The sequence below is a fragment of the Streptomyces noursei genome, assembly GCF_016917755.1.
Lineage (GTDB): Bacteria > Actinomycetota > Actinomycetes > Streptomycetales > Streptomycetaceae > Streptomyces > Streptomyces yunnanensis.
The window spans coordinates 602600-619126 of sequence record NZ_CP070326.1 but is presented as its reverse complement, the minus strand read 5'-3'; the positions used below and the strand labels follow the sequence as shown (position 1 = coordinate 619126).

18 protein-coding genes and 1 pseudogene are annotated in these 16527 nt (G+C 72.4%); 8 read left to right on the top strand and 11 right to left on the bottom strand.

Annotated features, from left to right (window positions below; translation table 11 throughout):
• Window positions 1–42 precede the first annotated feature (42 nt).
• Window positions 43–885, top strand: a complete 843-nt coding sequence (locus JNO44_RS02565; protein WP_205360950.1) for an SAM-dependent methyltransferase — start codon at window positions 43–45, stop codon at window positions 883–885.
• Between the two features lie 37 nt (window positions 886–922).
• On the opposite strand, the gene JNO44_RS02560 is transcribed toward JNO44_RS02565, so the two are convergent.
• On the bottom strand, window positions 923–1450 hold the full coding sequence (locus tag JNO44_RS02560; protein WP_205360948.1) for an ATP-binding protein: 528 nt from the start codon (window positions 1448–1450) through the stop codon (window positions 923–925).
• A 198-nt stretch (window positions 1451–1648) separates the two neighbouring features.
• Here JNO44_RS02560 and JNO44_RS02555 point away from each other — a divergent pair, with 198 nt between their 5' ends.
• Both JNO44_RS02555 and JNO44_RS02550 read left to right on the top strand, forming a co-directional pair.
• The gene (locus JNO44_RS02555) at window positions 1649–1885 is read left to right on the top strand and encodes a DUF397 domain-containing protein (RefSeq protein WP_205360947.1); all 237 of its coding nucleotides are present in this window, start codon (window positions 1649–1651) and stop codon (window positions 1883–1885) included.
• Between the two features lie 142 nt (window positions 1886–2027).
• Window positions 2028–2939, top strand: coding sequence for a helix-turn-helix domain-containing protein (locus tag JNO44_RS02550; protein ID WP_205360946.1), 912 nt, complete (start codon window positions 2028–2030; stop codon window positions 2937–2939).
• Between the two features lie 56 nt (window positions 2940–2995).
• On the opposite strand, the gene JNO44_RS02545 is transcribed toward JNO44_RS02550, so the two are convergent.
• From JNO44_RS02545 to JNO44_RS02540, 3 genes and pseudogenes are all read right to left on the bottom strand, one after another.
• Window positions 2996–3745 carry a glycosyltransferase gene (locus tag JNO44_RS02545; RefSeq protein ID WP_240167381.1) on the bottom strand — a complete coding sequence of 250 codons (750 nt, stop codon included), beginning with the start codon at window positions 3743–3745 and terminating at the stop codon, window positions 2996–2998.
• Complete coding sequence (locus tag JNO44_RS42990) at window positions 3655–4116, bottom strand: glycosyltransferase family protein (RefSeq protein WP_240167380.1); 462 nt, start codon at window positions 4114–4116, stop codon at window positions 3655–3657. The genes JNO44_RS02545 and JNO44_RS42990 overlap by 91 nt, the downstream gene beginning before the upstream one ends.
• A gap of 365 nt (window positions 4117–4481) precedes the next feature.
• Window positions 4482–4739: pseudogene (locus JNO44_RS02540) on the bottom strand (YdcF family protein); the annotation flags it as partial.
• Between the two features lie 230 nt (window positions 4740–4969).
• On the opposite strand from JNO44_RS02540, the gene htpG reads away from it, so the two are divergent.
• Window positions 4970–6871 carry a molecular chaperone HtpG gene (gene htpG, locus JNO44_RS02535; protein ID WP_205360945.1) on the top strand — a complete coding sequence of 634 codons (1902 nt, stop codon included), beginning with the start codon at window positions 4970–4972 and terminating at the stop codon, window positions 6869–6871.
• Between the two features lie 77 nt (window positions 6872–6948).
• Here the strand turns inward: htpG and JNO44_RS02530 are convergent, their stop codons facing one another.
• Entirely contained in the window at window positions 6949–7506 is a 558-nt protein-coding gene (locus JNO44_RS02530; protein WP_205360944.1) for a DinB family protein, read from the bottom strand.
• Window positions 7507–7734: 228 nt separating this feature from the next.
• Here JNO44_RS02530 and JNO44_RS02525 point away from each other — a divergent pair, with 228 nt between their 5' ends.
• The gene (locus JNO44_RS02525; RefSeq protein ID WP_205360943.1) at window positions 7735–8658 is read left to right on the top strand and encodes an LLM class F420-dependent oxidoreductase; all 924 of its coding nucleotides are present in this window, start codon (window positions 7735–7737) and stop codon (window positions 8656–8658) included.
• A gap of 144 nt (window positions 8659–8802) precedes the next feature.
• A complete protein-coding gene (locus tag JNO44_RS02520) occupies window positions 8803–10407 on the top strand; it encodes an ABC-F family ATP-binding cassette domain-containing protein (protein WP_205360942.1) in 1605 nt (534 codons plus the stop codon).
• A 105-nt stretch (window positions 10408–10512) separates the two neighbouring features.
• Here JNO44_RS02520 and JNO44_RS02515 read toward each other — a convergent pair whose 3' ends face one another.
• The 4 genes from JNO44_RS02515 to JNO44_RS02500 all read right to left on the bottom strand — a co-directional run bounded on the left by JNO44_RS02515 (window position 10513) and on the right by JNO44_RS02500 (window position 12991).
• On the bottom strand, window positions 10513–11310 hold the full coding sequence (locus tag JNO44_RS02515; protein WP_205360941.1) for a DsbA family protein: 798 nt from the start codon (window positions 11308–11310) through the stop codon (window positions 10513–10515).
• A gap of 228 nt (window positions 11311–11538) precedes the next feature.
• Window positions 11539–11823 carry a DUF3817 domain-containing protein gene (locus JNO44_RS02510; protein ID WP_205360940.1) on the bottom strand — a complete coding sequence of 95 codons (285 nt, stop codon included), beginning with the start codon at window positions 11821–11823 and terminating at the stop codon, window positions 11539–11541.
• A 1-nt stretch (window position 11824) separates the two neighbouring features.
• Complete coding sequence (locus JNO44_RS02505) at window positions 11825–12307, bottom strand: calpain family cysteine peptidase (protein WP_205360938.1); 483 nt, start codon at window positions 12305–12307, stop codon at window positions 11825–11827.
• A 12-nt stretch (window positions 12308–12319) separates the two neighbouring features.
• Window positions 12320–12991, bottom strand: coding sequence for a DJ-1/PfpI family protein (locus JNO44_RS02500; RefSeq protein WP_205360936.1), 672 nt, complete (start codon window positions 12989–12991; stop codon window positions 12320–12322).
• A gap of 190 nt (window positions 12992–13181) precedes the next feature.
• Between JNO44_RS02500 and JNO44_RS02495 the strand changes: the two genes are divergently transcribed.
• Complete coding sequence (locus JNO44_RS02495; RefSeq protein ID WP_205360933.1) at window positions 13182–14162, top strand: GlxA family transcriptional regulator; 981 nt, start codon at window positions 13182–13184, stop codon at window positions 14160–14162.
• On the opposite strand, the gene JNO44_RS02490 is transcribed toward JNO44_RS02495, so the two are convergent.
• Entirely contained in the window at window positions 14135–14926 is a 792-nt protein-coding gene (locus JNO44_RS02490; RefSeq protein ID WP_205360932.1) for a GNAT family N-acetyltransferase, read from the bottom strand. The two genes, JNO44_RS02495 and JNO44_RS02490, sit on opposite strands and share 28 nt — an antisense overlap.
• 122 nt (window positions 14927–15048) lie before the next feature.
• Here JNO44_RS02490 and JNO44_RS02485 point away from each other — a divergent pair, with 122 nt between their 5' ends.
• The gene (locus tag JNO44_RS02485; protein WP_205360930.1) at window positions 15049–15861 is read left to right on the top strand and encodes an alpha/beta fold hydrolase; all 813 of its coding nucleotides are present in this window, start codon (window positions 15049–15051) and stop codon (window positions 15859–15861) included.
• Window positions 15862–15921: 60 nt separating this feature from the next.
• Here JNO44_RS02485 and JNO44_RS02480 read toward each other — a convergent pair whose 3' ends face one another.
• Window positions 15922–16368 carry an SRPBCC family protein gene (locus tag JNO44_RS02480; RefSeq protein WP_205360928.1) on the bottom strand — a complete coding sequence of 149 codons (447 nt, stop codon included), beginning with the start codon at window positions 16366–16368 and terminating at the stop codon, window positions 15922–15924.
• Window positions 16369–16527: the final 159 nt, after the last annotated feature.

Sequence of the window (16527 nt, the reverse complement as noted above, 5' to 3'; positions counted from 1 at the left end):
GTTGCGCGACCGCGCGGCGGCACGACGGAAGGTGACCAGGACATGGCGGTGCCGGAGGACTGGATGGGGGCCCCGCCCCAGCAGCCGATCGATCTGCACACGGACCGGCCGCACGCCGCCCGTGTCTACGACGTGCTGCTCGGCGGCAAGACCAACTATCCGGCGGACCGGGAGGCGGCGGAGAAGACACTGGCGGCGCTGCCCAACGCCGGCACCATCGCCCGCCAGAACCGCGCCTTCATGCACCGCGCCGCCCGCTATCTGGCGGTCGAGGCCGGCATCCGGCAGTTCCTGGACATCGGCACCGGCATCCCGACCTCCCCCAACCTCCACGAGATCGTCCAGGCGACCGTTCCGCAGGCCCGCGTCGTCTACGCCGACAACGACCCGATCGTGCTGGCGCATTCACGTGCCCTGCACACCAGTCACCCGCAGGGCCGGACCGCCTACATCCAGGCGGACCTCGGCCGCCCCCAGGAGATCCTGCGCAACCACACGCTGCGGGAGACGCTCGACCTCACCCGGCCCGTGGCCCTGACGCTGATCGCCGTCCTGCACTGGCTCCCGGCGGACTGCGATCCCTACACCGTCGTCCGGGAACTGCTGGACGAGCTCGCCCCGGGCAGCTTCCTGGCCCTGACGTATGTCACCGGTGACTTCGAGCCGGAGGCGCTGCGGGAGGTCTCGGAGAACTTCGAGGCGAAGGGGTCCCACGTGGACGCCCGGACCAGGGCCGAGGTACTGCGCTTCTTCGACGGCCTGGACGTCGTGGACCCGGGGCTGACCGTGGTCCACCGCTGGCGCCCCGACGCCGTGGAACTGGGCGCCGACGCCTGGTCCGACGCGGACATCCCGCTCTACGCAGGGGTCGGCCGCAAGGGCTGACCCGCCGCCCCGGCGCCGCGGTGCCGCCGTCGGGGCGTCACTCCGCGGCCGGCAGCGCCGCCCAGACGGCCTTGCCGGCCGCGGTCGGGATGGTCCAACCCCACGAGGAGCTGAGGCAGTCGATGATGTGCAGCCCGCGCCCGCTCTGGGCGAGGTGATCGGACTCCCGCAGCACCGGTACGTCCGTACTGTGGTCGCAGACCGTGCACAGGACGAGCTCCCGACAGCGCAGCAGCCCCATCCACAGCGGGCGCGGGGTGGCGCACCGGGACTGCCTGGGGGACTGGGCGAGTCCGTGGCGCAGGGCGTTGGAGAGCAACTCCGTGACGACCAGTACGGCGTTGTCGACGAGGGGCTTGAGGTTCCATCCGCTCAGCGTGGCCCCGGTGAACCGACGGGCCTCGGCGGCCGCCCGGCCGTCCGCCGTCAGGGCGCGGGCGACCAGGCCGAAGGGGCGGACGGCGTGCGCGTCGAGCAGGATCTCGCGTGGCGCCTGGGCGAGCAGGTGGCCGAGGGGCCGGGCGGGGAAGAAGTCGGCCGTCGTGCCTGCCGGGTGAGTTGTCATCACGAACTCCGTGGCGCCTCTCGGACCTTCGTCGCGGACGGGTGATCCAGAACCACTATCCCCGGCGGTCACTGGCGCTGCAAGTGCATCTGCAATTACATTCGAGTCGAACGTAATTGCATCAGTAAGTGCAGCAGCACGTGCGGCTGCACATGGTGCCTGGTCAGACACCTGAGCACGGAGCAAGGGAGTGGCGTGATGCAGCAGTTCGACAACGGCGTGGCCGCGGACCTGATCGAGGGTGCGGTCTGGAGGAAGAGCCGGCGCAGCGCGCCCGGGGGCGACTGCGTCGAGGTCGCCCGGCTCGCCGACGGCGGCTTCGCCGTCCGCAACTCCCGTGATCCGCAGGGGCCGGCGCTGATCTACACCCACGCGGAGCTGGCCGCGTTCGTCGGCGGCGCCAAGGACGGCGACTTCGACGGACTGCTGAGCTGATCCGAGCCGAAGCGGGCGGATGCGGGGCGGGCCCACCGCGCGGCGGGCCCGCCCCGGCCACGAGCCGATGGCGCATTTCTGTACCTGACGGCCGGTAAATGCGACACTTGAGGTATCAACACTGTCGCTCACGGGAGTTGGGATGACCGCCATGATGCGGCCGGACGGCGAGCCGTCGATAGCGCGTTACCTGAAGGAGCCGCAGGTGGGGCCCACCGCCGCGCGGATCGTGCTGGGGGCCCAGCTCCGGAGGCTGCGCACCGGTGCCGGCATCTCGCGCGAGGACGCGGGCAGGGCGATCCGTGGTTCTCACGCCAAGATCACCCGACTCGAAAGAGGACAAGTCGGCTTCAAGAGACAGGACTTGGTCGATCTGCTGACGCTGTACCGCGTGCTCGCCCCGGAGCGCCGGGACGACTACTTCGAGCTCGCGGACCAGGCCAACTCCGCCGGCTGGTGGCACGAGTACAGCGACGTCCTGGAGGACTGGTTCGAACTCCACCTCGGCCTGGAGGAGGCCGCCGCGCTGATCCGCACCTACCAGGTGCAGTTCCTGCCCGGCCTGCTCCAGACCGAGGAGTACGCCCAGGCCGTCACCCGCATCGGCTACCCCAACGCCCCGCAGGAGAAGGTGGACCGCCTGGTCGCACTGCGGATGGAGCGCCAGAAGCTGCTGACCAGGACCGATGCCCCGCGGCTGTGGGCGGTGGTGGACGAGGCCGTGCTGCGCCGGCCGTTCGGCGGCACCGAGGTGATGGTCGCCCAGCTCCAACACCTGCTCAAGGCCGTGCAGATGCCGAACGTCACGCTGCAGATCGCACCTTTCAGCGTGGGGGCCAACGCGGCGGCCGGCGCGCCGTTCAGCATCCTGCGGTTCGCCGAACCGGAACTGCCCGACAAGGTCTATCTGGAGCAGCTGACCAGCGCCCTTTACCTCGACAAGCAGGAGTCGGTCGACCAGTACACGGCCGTGATGGACCGGCTGTGCACCGAGGCCAACACACCACAGGAGACCGCGGACTTCCTGCACCAGCTGATCGACCAGCTCGGCTGAGCCGGATACCGGTCACGGCCCCGCGCAGTCGGTGAACCGCACGGCCTCGCCCCCCGTCATGCGCCCCGGCCCAGGAATCCGTACCACTCCTCCAGTCGGTCGGCCACCGCCGCCAGGGAGAACTCCGCGGCGATCGCGGTCCGTCCGGCCGCCGCCCGGTGCTCCCGCAGCGCCCCGTCGTCCAGGAGTCGCAGCACCGCCTCGGCCAGCTGTTCCGGCGACCTGTCGGTCACCTCGGCCGCCCCGTGGCGGCGCAGCGCGGCGGCGATCCCGCAGCCCTCCGTGCAGACCACCGGGGTGCCCACGGCCAGCGACTCCAACACGCTCATCGGGAACGGCTCGTCGACGCCGGGCAGCACATACACGGTGGCCCGCGCCAGGCGCCGCACCGCCGCGTCGTGATCCAGCGCGCCGCCGTACGCCACCACCCCGCCCAGCCCCTGCTCGGCCACCACCTGCCCGACCGCGGCCAACCGCCCCTCGTCCGCGCCGTAGACGGCGAACGACACCTCCGGATGCTTGGCGTGCACCAGCGCCGCCATCCGCACGAACGCCTCCGGCCGCTTGCGGGCCTGGAGACGGGCCAGGAACAGCACCTCGGTCGGGCTCCGCTCGGCACCGCCGGGCGCCGGGATCCGCACGCCGTTCGGCAGCCGCACCAGGCGCGGTCCGCCCGGTCCGAGCACCTCCCGCAGCCCGGCCTCCTCCTCGTCGGTCAGCACCAGCACCGCGGCCGCCCGCCGCAGCAGGGGGACGTAGAGCCGGTCGAAGAGCCTGGCCAGGACCGTTCGACGGGGCTGCACCATGCCGTGCGTCTGCGCCAGGAACGGCCGGTGGCGGGCCACGGCCACCGAGAGCGCCGCCAGCGACACCAGACCGCGCCGGCGTGCAGCTGGAGCACCTCGGCGCGGCCGACCCGCCGCCACAGCAGCGGCAGCAGACCGGGGTGGAACAGGCCGAGGAAGCCCTGCCCCGGTACGAGGGTGCGGGCGGGCCGGGCGCGCAGCGGCACTCCGTCCACGGCGTCCGGCGGCGGTCCCGCGCCCCGCCACAGCGCGACCAGTTCGACCTCGTGACCCCGCGCGGCCAGTTCGCCGAGCTGTCCGGTGGCCACGCTCACCGGACCGCCGTAGGCGCCGTCCCGGCTGACCAGCGTGACGACATGGGTGATCCTCATCGGCTTCCCCCGGCAGCGCGGACGGCTCCCGGCGGCACGTGCGCCTCCGGCCCGCATGGCGGATCCGCCGGTCCGGCGGGAGGCACGGTCCCCCGTGACGCGGCAGCTTCGCACAACCCCATGGCCCCCCACTCGGTCGTCCCGCATGTCCGGCGCGGTCGGTCCCCCCCCGGTACGCGACCGCCTCCGTGATGGAGCTGAACGCTAGAGCACGGTGCGCCGCACGGCTGCGGTTTACCTAATCCGAGGACTCCTGTGGCTTGTTGTCGGCAGGTGTGCTGTGTCCGGATGGCGGCGCGGACGCGTGGAGGTGGCGCATCACACCGTTGCGCGGCGGAACGCGACCGCTCAGCGCACCCGCCACATCAGCGCACCCACCAGATCAGCGCACCGCCGAGTACGAGCAGCAGGCAGACACCGAGGTTGACCACCTTGTGCGCCAGGAACACCGCGGCGAACTCGCGGATCGTCGCGCTCGGCCAGAAGTACGCGGCGGTGGGGGAGCCGACGACCTGGCCGTTGACGCCGGCCTTTCGGGCCATCAACGCGGCCCGGAACGCGTGGTAGTTGTTGGTGACCACCACGCACCGGTAGTCCGGGTTCGCCTCCTCCATGAGCGCCCGGCGGGGCATAGGCCAACATGCCCGCATCGTAGACAGCGCGCGTGGGTACATGATCCTTTCGTTACCGGACGCGGACCAGTTGCCGCCGCCTCGTGACACCCGTGCCCGGGCCCGGCCCGGCAACGGCCATCGGCGCCCATCTCGGGCATCCGGTGACCAGCAGGCGGACGCACTTATTACAGTGACCGCATCAGACCGGCGATCTATGACCAAGTGAGGTAATCGCGAAAATGCCGACCGAAACGTTTGAGTTCCAGGTAGAGGCCCGTCAGTTGCTCCAGCTGATGATCCACTCGATCTACTCGAACAAGGACGTCTTTCTCCGCGAGCTCGTCTCCAACGCCTCCGACGCGCTGGACAAGCTGCGGCTGGCCGCGCTGCGCGACGACGCACTCGACGCCGACGTCTCCGACCTGCACATCGAGCTTGAGATCGACAAGGAAGCCCGCACCCTCACGGTGCGCGACAACGGCATCGGGATGTCGTACGACGAGGTGGGCCAGCTCATCGGCACCATCGCCAACTCGGGCACGGCCGAATTCCTCCGCGAGCTGCGCGAGGCGAAGGACGCGGCCGGCGCCGAGGGGCTGATCGGCCAGTTCGGCGTCGGCTTCTACTCCGGCTTCATGGTGGCGGACGAGGTCACCCTGCTGACGCGGCGTGCGGGCGAGACGAAGGGCACCCGCTGGTCGTCCCGCGGCGAGGGCACGTACACCCTGCAGGAGGTCGACGACGCGCCGCAGGGCACCTCGGTGACGCTGCACCTCAAGCCGGCCGACTCCGACAACCAGCTGCACGACTACACCTCGGTGTGGAAGATCAAGGAGATCGTCAAGCGGTACTCGGACTTCATCACCTGGCCGGTGAAGCTGGTCGGGGAGGCCGAGGGCGAGGGGGACGGGCCGGCCGAGCCCGAGACGCTGAACTCGATGAAGGCGCTGTGGGCGCGGTCGCGCGACGAGGTGTCCGAGGACGAGTACCACGAGCTGTACAAGCACATCAGCCACGACTGGCGCGACCCGCTGGAGACCGTCCAGCTGCAGGCCGAGGGGACGTTCGAGTACCAGGCCCTGCTGTTCGTCCCGTCGCACGCCCCGCACGACCTGTTCACGCAGAACTTCCAGCGAGGGCTCCAGCTGTACGTCAAGCGCGTGTTCATCATGGACGACTGCGAGGCGCTGCTGCCGCCGTACCTCCGCTTCGTCAAGGGCGTGGTCGACGCCCAGGACCTCTCGCTCAACGTCTCCCGCGAGATCCTGCAGCAGGACCGGCACATCCTGATGATGCAGCGGCGGCTGACGAAGAAGGTGCTGGCGTCGGTCAAGAGCATGAAGGCCGACGACGCCGAGCGCTACGGCACGTTCTGGCGGGAGTTCGGCGCGGTGCTCAAGGAGGGGCTGGTCACCGACTCCGACAACCGTGACGCGCTGCTCGCGGTGTCGTCGTTCGCGACCACGCACGGCGAGGACGAGCAGGTCACGCTGGAGCAGTACGCACAGCGGATGCCGGACGAGCAGGAGACCGTCTACTACATCACCGGCGAGTCCCGGCAGAGCATCGACAACTCCCCGCACGTGGAGGCGTTCCGAGAGCGGGGCATCGAGGTGCTGCTGCTCACGGACCCCGTCGACGAGGTGTGGGTCGACGTGGTGGGCGAGTTCCAGGGCAAGCGGCTGCAGTCGATCGCCAAGGGGGAGATCGACCTCGGTGCGCAGGGGGACGAGAAGTCCGAGGGCGAGCGCGAGAAGCAGGCCGAGGAGTTCGCGGGCCTGCTCGGCTGGATGACCGAGCAGCTGGCCGAGGACGTCAAGGAGGTGCGGCTGTCGTCGCGCCTGACGGTGTCGCCGGCCTGCATCGTCGCGGACGCGGACGACCTGACGCCGGCGCTGGAGAACATGTACCGGGCCATGGGGCAGGAGGTGCCGCGCACCAAGCGGATCCTCGAACTCAACCCCGCCCACCAACTGGTGAAGGGCCTGAACCAGGCGCACGGGGAGCGCGAGGACCGCTCCGACCTCGCCGAGACCGCCGAACTGCTCTACTCCTTGGCCGTCTTGGCTGAGGGCGGCCGGCCGACCGATCCCGCACGCTTCGTGAAGGCGGTGGCGGACCGCCTGGGTCGCAGCCTGTGAGCACGCTCCGCGCATGAGGGCGTCCGCCGGTGGGCTCGATGGCCTGCCGGCGGACGCCCTCCCGCGTGCGACGACGCCTATCCCATGCTCTTGGCGCCGTCCAGGGACTCCCGGATGATGTCGGCGTGGCCGGCGTGCTGCGCGGTCTCGGCGACGATGTGCATCAGCACCCGCCGGGCCGACCACTGCGCGCCGGGCTCGAACCAAGGGGCCTTCGGGAGCGGCCAGGCACTGCTCAGGTCGGGCAGGGTGACGACCACGTCGTCGGTCCGGCGGGCCACTTCCTCGTAGTCGGCCAGCACACCGGCCAGCGTCTCGCCCGGCAGCATCCGGAACTGGTCCGCCCGGCTGGCCCAGTCGTCCTCGGTCATCGCCGTGAAGTCCGGCATCGCCGACGGGCCGCGCAGGATGAAGTCCACCCAGTGCCGCTCGACGGCGGTGACGTGCTTGATCAGGCCGCCCAGGCACAACGCGCTGGCCGTGCTGCGCCGCCCGACCTCCTCGTCGGTGAGGTCACGGGTCGGGAAGCGCAGGAAGTGCCGGTGCTTGGCCAGCGTCTCAAGCCATTCGGCGCGCTCGCCGGTGACGGCCGGGGCCTCGGACAGGTCGCGGGTGGACGCCTCGGTGTCGGTCATGGTCTCCGCCTTTCGGTGTTCTCGTTCCGCCGATGAGGACCACGTTAGGGACGAAGTAGGTCAGTTTCTGTCCTAGTCCTGGCTCGTCACTGTGCTGGCGGTCGCAGGCGCGGCGCGGTGGCAGTGCGGCCCTCGCGCGCGTCTCCCGCCGCGCGCGACACCGGCCCGCCACAAACCCGTGACACATATCCGGGAATCAGTCGCCAACCTGCGCTGTTTCCAACCGACATGACCGTTGGAGTTGCACTCAATCCGACCGACCCCGCCAACCAGATCGACGCGAGCGTGCAGCTCGCCAAGGAGGCCGCCGCCGCAGGGCTGCGGTCCGTCTGGTTCGGCCAGACCTTTGGTGCGGACTCGCCCCAGCTCGCCGCGATCGCCGGCCGCGAGGTGCCCGGACTGCACGTCGGGACCTCCGCCATCCCCGTCTTCGGCCGGCACCCGCTGGTCGTCTCCAGCCAGGCGCAGACCGCGCAGGCGGCCACACACGGCCGCTACCACCTCGGACTCGCCCTCGGTACCAAGCTCCTGACCGAGGGCGGCTTCGGCATCCCCTTCGAACGGCCCATCGCCCGCCTGCGGGAATTCCTCACCGCACTGCGGCAGTTGACCGAGACCGGCAGCGCCGACTTCCACGGCGAACTCCTCACCGCGACCACGCCGGTCCCCGCCCGGGTGCCGGGCGCGGAGTCCGGCGTCCCGCTGCTGGTCGCCGCGATGGGCCCGCAGGCGCTGCGGGTCAGCGGCGAGCTGGCGGACGGCATCCTGCCGTACATCGCCGGCCCCCGTGCCCTCGCCGAACACATCGTCCCGGCCGTCACCGCCGCCGCCGAGGCCGCCGGGCGCCCCGCGCCCCGGGTCGTCGCCCTCGTCAACGGCGTGGTCACCGACGACGTCGACGCGGTCCGCGCCAAGGTCGCCGAGAACCTGAAGTTCTACGAGCAGGTCCCCTCCTACGCGCGTGCCATCGCGCTGTCCGGCGGCCAGCGGGCCGTCGACGTCGCGGTGATCGGCGACGAGAAGGCGGTCGCCGCCGAGGTGCAGCGCTATCGGGACGCCGGGGCGACGGAGGTGGTGTTCGCGGGGACCGAGGTCGCCGGCGACGCCGACCGGCGCCGCACCTGGGAGCTCCTGGGCACCCTGGCGGGCTGACCGGAGACCCCGCCGGAGAAAAACGGATGCGCCGGCCGCGAGCCGACCGCTACGGTGACGACATGTCTACGCCCCGAATTTCCTAGCCGAGGACCCGCTTCCACGCCAGAAGTGTGTCCTCGTGCTTTTTCGGAGCGTTACCCCATGATCACCGTTCGCGATGTCGAGCTGCGTGCCGGCGCCCGCCTGCTGCTGTCCGACGTTTCCTTCACCGTCTCGCCCGGCGACCGGATCGGCCTGGGCGGCCGCAACGGCGCAGGCAAGACCACCCTGCTGACCGCGCTCGCGGGACGGGCCGAGCCCGCCGCCGGGACCATCACCCACACCGGCCCGGTCGGCCACCTCGCCCAGGACTCCCGCGCCGCCGACCCGGCCGGGACGGTCCTGGACCGGATCCTCTCCGCCCGTGGGCTGGACACCGCCCTGCGCCGCCTGCGCGCGGCCGAGTCCGCAATGGCCGACGCCGACGACCCCCGCGGGCTGGAGCGGGCGATGGCCGCCTACGCCCGCGCGGAGGCAGCCTTCCAGGCCGGCGGCGGATACGGCGCGGAGGCCGAGGCGGCCCGGGTGGCCGCGGGGCTGGGCCTGCCCGAGCGGGTGCTGCCCGGCCCCGTCGGCGCACTGTCCGGCGGCCAGCGGCGCCGCGTCGAGCTGGCCCGCATCCTGTTCGCCGGACACGACGGCACGCTGCTGCTGGACGAGCCCACCAACCACCTCGACGCCGACTCCCTCACCTGGCTCCGCGCCTTCCTCGCCGCTCACCAGGGCGGCCTGGTGGTGATCAGCCACGACACCGGCCTGCTCGCGGACGTCGTCAACCGCGTCGTCCACCTCGACGCCACCCGCGCCACGATCGACCTCCACAACACCGGCTGGGCCGCGTACCTCGCCCAGCGCGCGGCGGACGCCCGACGCCGGACGCGCGAACGGGCCAACGCGGAGCGCAAGGCCGCGGCCCTGCACACCCAGGCCGAGAAGATGAAGGCCCGTTCGGCGACCGCCGCGATGGCCAGGAGCATGGCCCGCCGGGCCGACCGCATGCTCGCCGAGCTGGAACCGGCGCACCGGACCGAGAAGGTCGCCAGGATCCGGCTGCCCGAACCGCAACCCTGCGGCCGGATGCCGCTCGGCGCGATCAGCCTCGCCAAGTCCTACGCCGACCACCAGGTCCTCGCCGGAGTGGACCTCGCCGTGGACCGGGGCGCCCGCCTGGTGATCTTGGGCCTGAACGGCGCCGGCAAGACCACCCTGCTGCGGATCCTCGCCGGCGCGGTGGCCCCGGATGCCGGCCGGGTGGTGCACGGCCGGGGACTGCGGATCGGCTACTTCGCCCAGGAGCACGACACCCTCGACGGCGCCCGCACGGTCCGGGAGAACCTCTCCGCCGCCGCTCCGCACCTCACGGACGACGACGTCCGGCGTGTGCTGGGGGCGTTCCTGTTCACCGGGGACGACGCCGACAAGCCGGCCGGGGTCCTCTCCGGCGGCGAGAAGACCCGGCTGGCGCTCGCCGGCCTGGTCCACTCCGGGGCCAATGTGCTGCTCCTGGACGAGCCGACCAACAACCTCGACCCCGCCTCGCGCGACGAGGTGCTGGCCGCGGTCGGCTGCTACCCCGGCGCGATCGTGATGGTCACCCATGACGCGGGCGCCATCGACGCCCTGCGCCCCGACCGCGTGCTGCTCCTGCCGGACGCGGACGAGGACCTGTGGAGCGAGGAATACCGGGACTTGGTGGCCCTTTCCTGACTGATCCAGGAGTATCGCGATCAGCCCGTAATGCCCCGGTATGAACGGGCCGGGCCCCGGACCGCATCGGCGGCCGGGGCCCGGGAGTCCCTGCTGTCCCTCACCTCACGGCGTGGGCGTGGCGGAGGGCGCGGGCGAGGCCGGCGCCGCGGCCGCCACCTGACGTGCCTCCTTGGTCACCAGGGCGGTGAGCTTCTTCGGCGTCAGCTGGGTCGCCGGGTCGGCGAGGGTGTGCCCGTTGAGCTGCACGATCGGGACCGGACCCAGCCCCGAGGCGGCATAGGTCTCCTGGGACTTCTTCACCCACCCCTGGCGCTGGTTGCGGTCGAGGCACAGGTCGAAGGTGTCGTGCTCGATCTTCCCGGCCTTCTTCGCGATCTGCTTGAGGAGCTTGCGGTCCTTCAGGCCATCGGTCTTGGGATCCGGCTGGTGCTGCCACAGCTGGTCCATGAACTGGGGGAAGCGGCCCTGGTCCTGGGCGCAGGCGGCGGCCTCGGCGGCCTCCTGCGCGCCGGTCCCGCCGTACTGCCGGTCGCTCCCGGTGACCAGCCGGTAGTTGATCTCGACCTGGCCGGACGCGAGGAACTGCGAGAGAGTGCTGGCGTACTGCTGGGCGAAGGCGCGCGACTCCGGGCTCCGCGGGTCCTCGTACACCGTCAGCGTGACCGGGACGGTCGGCTTGACCGGCAGGTCCAGCTTCGTGTCGTCGGACGTGCCCACGGCGCCGGAGGGTGCCTCGACCGTCGTCGCCTCGCTGGCGCGGGAGTACTGGCCGACCACGGTCGCCGCTCCGCAGATCACGGCCAGGCCGACGATCGTCACCGCGTAGTTGCGCCAGTTGCCGCGGGAGCCCTTTCTCGTCGTGTCGCTGCCGTTGTTGTTCTTCTCTGCGGAGGCCACCATGCGCACCCTTTCACCAGGCAGATCTCTGTGCTCGCCGACGGCGTCGTTCGCCGTGCCGCGCCGCCCTCAGCCGTCCCCGCGCGGAGCGGATGGCAGCTGTGGCACCGCACAGTGTGGCAGCTTCCGCTGCCTGCTCCGGGGGCGGGGCCCTGAGCACCCCCGTCCCGGCACCGATGGCGGGACAGGGGCGGCCCACCCCGGCGGGGACCGCGCGGCGCGTGCCGAAGGTCAGGATGCGGCGGCGACCGGTGCGGACTGCGTGAGCCTGCGCAGGGCGAGCAGCCCGCCGATGCCGGGGAGACAGGCGAGGACCAGCGACCGGGCGGTGCGCTGCGGGTCGCGGGCGACGGCTCCGACGGTGAAGAGGTAGGCGCAGCCGTGGAGCGGGCCGGCGAGCGAGGAGACGGCCGGCAGATGGGCCGTCGCGAGGTTGGTCAGGAGGACGCACAGCGAGATCAGTTCGACCGTGCCGGCGGTGCGCAGCGGGCGGCGGGGATGCGGCGGAACGGGCACGTCATGCTCCTGTGGACGAACCGGGGCGGACGATCATGAGGACGGTCACCGTCGCCCAGAGGAGGTTGAACAGGCCGGTGAACATGGCCAGCCGCGATGTGGCGGCCCGGTCCGTGGCAACCGGTTCCGCACCGTCGAGAGCGGTCAGCAGTGCGTCCTGCCGTGGCAGCACCAGCACGGCCAGGACGCCGGTGGCGACCGCGGTCAGGGCGATGGAGGTGAGCAGCCAGCCGTCACCGAGGACTCCCATGGCTGAGGCGGTGGCGAAGCCGAACACCGGCACGGCCGTGCCGACCCCGGCGTACACCCGGCAGATGCGGTGCAGCAGCCGCACGGTGCCCACCGCCTCCGGCCGGCCGGCGCTCCCGTGGCCGCTCGCCCCGGCGCGGCGGACGGCGGGTGGGAACATGCTGGCGGCGACGGTGACCGGACCGATCGCGACGAGGGCGGCCAGGACGTGCAGCGAGAGCAGGATCTTGGTCATCGGGCGCCGCCGTCACAGGGCGAGCGTCGGGACGGCACCGGTGGCCGACCAGACGGTGCCGCGCCGCTCGTGGGCGAAGATCCGCTCGACGGCGTGTGCCACCCGGGGGCCGATCTCCCGCTCGACGAGATGGAGGGCCAGGTCGAGACCGGAGGTGACGCCTCCGCTGGTGACGAGGTCGCCGTCGTCCACGACCCGGGCATCGATGTGCTCGGTGCCGGTCGAGGCCAACAGGTCTCGGCCCATGTGGTGGGTGTTGACCGGACGCCCCGTGGTGAGCCCCGCCATGGCCAGGATCAGCGAACCGCCGCAGACCGTCGCCACCAGCGTGTCCGGCCGGGCCAGCGCCGCGCCGAGCAGGTGCGGCAGATCGGTGTCGAGGGTGCGGCGCAGGCGGGCCGCAATGGTCCGCGCCCGCTCCTCCTCGCTCAGCCCCGCCGGGTCGCGCAGGTCGCCCACCGCGCCGGGCAGGACCACGAGGTCGGCCCGCTCCGGGTCGAGCGCGGCGGTGGCCCGCAGGGACACGCCCGCCAACCCGCTGGGGACCTCCCGCGGCCCCTCGGCACTGACCAGCTCGGTGCGGACGGCGCCCGCGGTGAGTTCACCGGCGCAGTGCAGCACCTCGTAGGGCGCGACGACGTCCAACGGGTCGAACCCGTCGAACAGGACGAACTGGGCGAGCATGCGGTGCCTCTTCTCGTGTCGTGATCACCAGTGCCCGACCCACGGTAGGAAGGCCGGCGAGGCCCGCACAGCGGCTGGAATGACAACTTTCCACGGGTTCTCGCCAACCCGACGGCACGCACCTGTGCGGCCAGAAGGTCCTGTGACCAGGGACGCTGATCGATGGCGAGAATCCCCCTATGGTGTGGCCATGCACACGGTGGCCATCCTCGCGCTCGACCACGTGGTGCCGTTCGACGTGGCGGCACCTCTGGAGATCTTCGGCCGCACCCGGCTGCCCGACGGACGCCGCCCCTACCGGACGCGGGTCTGCGCGCCCTCGCCGCAGGTGCGGACCGAGGGCTTCGCCCTGCACGTCGAGTGGGGACTGGAGGCACTGGCGGAGGCCGACACCGTCATCGTGCCCGGCTGCTCGGAGCAGGCCCCCGCGCCGCACCCGGAGGCACTACGGGCACTGCGCGCCGCGGCGGCGGCCGGGACGCGGATCGCCTCGGTGTGCGTGGGGGCCTTCGTGCTGGCCGAAGCGGGCCTGCTGGACGGTCTGCGCGCCACCACGCACTGGGCCGCGGCGGCCGAACTCGCCCGCCGCTACCCGCTCGTCGACGTCCAACCCGATGTGCTCTACGTCGACAACGGCCAGCTGCTCACCTCGGCCGGCGCCGCCGCGAGCCTGGACCTGTGCCTGCATATGATCCGGCGCGACCTCGGCTCGGCGGTCGCCGCGGACGCCGCGCGGATGTCCGTCATGCCGCTGGAACGGGAGGGCGGCCAGGCCCAGTTCATCGTCCACGAGCATCCGCCGGTGCCGCAGGGTTCCACGCTCCAGCCGGTCCTCGACTGGATCGAGGACCACCTCGCCCACGAGATCACCCTCAAGGCGATGGCGAACCGCGCCGGTATGAGCGAGCGGACCTTCAGCCGCCGCTTCCGCGAGCAGACCGGCAGCACCCCGTTGCAGTGGGTGCTCCGGGCCCGGGCGCGCCGGGCCCAGTACCTCCTGGAGAACACCGACCACCCCGTCGAACGCATCGCCCACCAGGCCGGGTTCGGCTCGCCCACCGCCTTCCGCGAACGGTTCCGCAGGGTGGTCGGGACCACCCCGCAGTCCTACCGCACCGCCTTCCAGGGCCGTCCCACCGCACCTCAGGACCGGGGCGGCGTCCAGACGTAGGGCGTGGTGGTGGTCACCGCGTGGAAGCCCAGCCGGCGCAGGATCGGTGCGCTGTCGTCGGAGGCGTCGACCTGGAGGTACCGCACGCCGCGGGCGACGGCGAGTTGGGCGCGGGCGGCGACCAGCGCACGGTAGATGCCCCGGCCGCGCCACTCCGGCAGCGTCGAACCGCCCCACAGGCCGGCGAAGTCGGTGCCCTCGCGGAACACCAACCATGCCGCGCTGACCACCGCGCCGCCGGCCTCCGCCACCAGGACGGTGATCTCGTCCGGGGCCGCCGCGACCCGGCTGATCAGGTCGTCGGCCAGCCAGCCCCAGTCCTGGTCCCAGACAGCCGTCTCCATGGCGGCGATGCGGTGCATGTCGGCGTCCGCGGTCACCCGGCGCAGGGTCACGCCGGCCGGGAGGACCGGGGCCCCGGCCATCTCCTCGGCCCGGCCGATGAGGACGGTCTCCCGCTCCTCGGGGACGAAGCCCGCCGCGCGCAGCCGGTCGGTGAGGTCGGCAGGCAGGTCGTGCCCGCGGGTCTTCCACTCCACCGCCTCGCCGCGGGCCGCGAAACAGTCGCGCTGGCGGACGATCAACCGGTCCAGTTCGGCACCGCCCACCCCCAGGTCCCGTGGCGCGCTGACGAAGCCGCGGAACTGGCCGACGACCCGCAGCAGCGGGCCGTCCTGTTCATAGGTGACTCCGATGGGAGGGTTGGGCGGCACTCCCCGCATCTGCTCGTCGTAGGCCGCGAGCAAGCCGTCGATATCCGTCACACGAGAGACAGTACGGACGGTGGCAACTGGATTTCCGGGGCCGTCCGCGCCGGACCGGGCGACGGGCGCGGCGGTCGCCGCGATGATCGTCACTCACTCAGAACCCCACAGGAGGCACGCCGATGACCTTGACCACCGGGATCACGACCCTGGAGACCACGACCGTGCGGGGCCTGCGACTGGCCTACGCGGACCCCGGCGGGCCGGGAACGCCGGTGCTGGCCCTGCACGGGCACTTCGGGCGAGCCCGGGCGTTCGCCGACCTGACCGCCGCGCTGGCACCGGAGTTCCGGGTGATCGCCCTGGAACAGCGCGGCCACGGCCACAGCGCACGCGCCGACGACGTCTCGCCCGACGCCTACGTCGCCGATGCCGCCGCGTTCGTGCGGGCACTGGGGCTGGGGCCGCTGCCGGTGCTCGGCCACTCGATGGGCGGCGTGGTGGCCTTCCGGTTGGCGGCGCGCCACCCCGAGCTGGTCCGGGCGCTGGTCGTCGAGGAGGGCGGCGCCCTCAACCGTCGGCCCGCGGTGGCCCATCCGGTCCTGGACGTCCGGGACTGGCCGCGCCGCGCGCCGACCCTGGGCGCCCTGCGCCGCCAGGTCGAGGCGCACGGCATCCCGGACGCGAGCTACTTCCTGGAGAGCGCCGTCGAACGCCCCGACGGCTGGGGGTTCCTCTTCGACCGCGCGGACATGGTGCGGTCCCAGGAGGCCCTGATCGGCGACTGGTGGCCCGACTGGCTCGCCACCACCTGCCCGGCGCTGCTGTTGCACGGACTGGACAGCTTCGTCCTGCCGACCGCGATGGCCCGGGAGATGGCGGAGCGGCGACCGGCCACCACCCTGCGGGAGTTCCCCGGGTGCGGCCACTGGCTGCACGACGACGACCCGGCCGGTTTCGCCGCGGCGGTACGGGAGTTCCTGACCGCGCTGTGAGGCGGGGGGCGGTCCGCGCGGCCGAGCGCGTCGCCCCGGGCGTGCTCCGGCCGACAGCTCCTACCGGCCGAGCAGCCCGTCCAGGATGCGGCCGTACAGCCAACGCGCCGACCGGGCCGCCAGGGGGTCCAAGGGCCGCGGGAGCCCGCGCGGGCGCACCTCTCCGCGCCAGACGACGCGGCAGCCCCCGGCCCGGACCTCCACCTCGAACTCCGCCCACCCGGCGACGACCCGCCCCCGCTTCTCGATCCGGCACCGGCCCGCCGTCGCCCCCGCGGCGTCCGCACCGGGCGGCTCCCATCGCACGACGCGCATCACGTCGTCGAACCCGAGCGGACCGAGGCCGGTGCGGGCGACGAACGTCGTTCCCACCCGGGTGGGTGGTGGCGTCGTCACGGTGATCGTGGTCAGTGGCACATGCGCGGAGTGGGCCGCCCAGTGCGTCAGACGTCGCCAGGCGGCGTCGGGGGAGAGGGGCGCGGTACGTTCGATCCGGAACACTGCCACCGCCCCATGCTACGAGCCGGCGGCCCAACACCCGGCTCCGCCAGCGCCGATGGGTCCGAGAAGAACGTCCGGGAGACCGCGTCACCGCGCCCGGCCGCCGGAAAGGAACCGCCACCACCATGCGCCACCTCACCGCCCACGGCACGACGGAGGGCTCCC

Bases quoted from the DNA above. Each gene is read 5' to 3' on its own strand.
- JNO44_RS02565 (WP_205360950.1), top strand. From the start codon at position 43: ATGGCGGTGCCGGAGGACTGGATGGGGGCCCCGCCCCAGCAGCCGATC.
- JNO44_RS02560 (WP_205360948.1), bottom strand. From the start codon at position 1,450: ATGACAACTCACCCGGCAGGCACGACGGCCGACTTCTTCCCCGCCCGG.
- JNO44_RS02555 (WP_205360947.1), top strand. From the start codon at position 1,649: ATGCAGCAGTTCGACAACGGCGTGGCCGCGGACCTGATCGAGGGTGCG.
- JNO44_RS02550 (WP_205360946.1), top strand. From the start codon at position 2,028: ATGACCGCCATGATGCGGCCGGACGGCGAGCCGTCGATAGCGCGTTAC.
- JNO44_RS02545 (WP_240167381.1), bottom strand. From the start codon at position 3,745: ATGGTGCAGCCCCGTCGAACGGTCCTGGCCAGGCTCTTCGACCGGCTC.
- JNO44_RS42990 (WP_240167380.1), bottom strand. From the start codon at position 4,116: ATGAGGATCACCCATGTCGTCACGCTGGTCAGCCGGGACGGCGCCTAC.
- htpG (WP_205360945.1), top strand. From the start codon at position 4,970: ATGCCGACCGAAACGTTTGAGTTCCAGGTAGAGGCCCGTCAGTTGCTC.
- JNO44_RS02530 (WP_205360944.1), bottom strand. From the start codon at position 7,506: ATGACCGACACCGAGGCGTCCACCCGCGACCTGTCCGAGGCCCCGGCC.
- JNO44_RS02525 (WP_205360943.1), top strand. From the start codon at position 7,735: ATGACCGTTGGAGTTGCACTCAATCCGACCGACCCCGCCAACCAGATC.
- JNO44_RS02520 (WP_205360942.1), top strand. From the start codon at position 8,803: ATGATCACCGTTCGCGATGTCGAGCTGCGTGCCGGCGCCCGCCTGCTG.
- JNO44_RS02515 (WP_205360941.1), bottom strand. From the start codon at position 11,310: ATGGTGGCCTCCGCAGAGAAGAACAACAACGGCAGCGACACGACGAGA.
- JNO44_RS02505 (WP_205360938.1), bottom strand. From the start codon at position 12,307: ATGACCAAGATCCTGCTCTCGCTGCACGTCCTGGCCGCCCTCGTCGCG.
- JNO44_RS02500 (WP_205360936.1), bottom strand. From the start codon at position 12,991: ATGCTCGCCCAGTTCGTCCTGTTCGACGGGTTCGACCCGTTGGACGTC.
- JNO44_RS02495 (WP_205360933.1), top strand. From the start codon at position 13,182: ATGCACACGGTGGCCATCCTCGCGCTCGACCACGTGGTGCCGTTCGAC.
- JNO44_RS02485 (WP_205360930.1), top strand. From the start codon at position 15,049: ATGACCTTGACCACCGGGATCACGACCCTGGAGACCACGACCGTGCGG.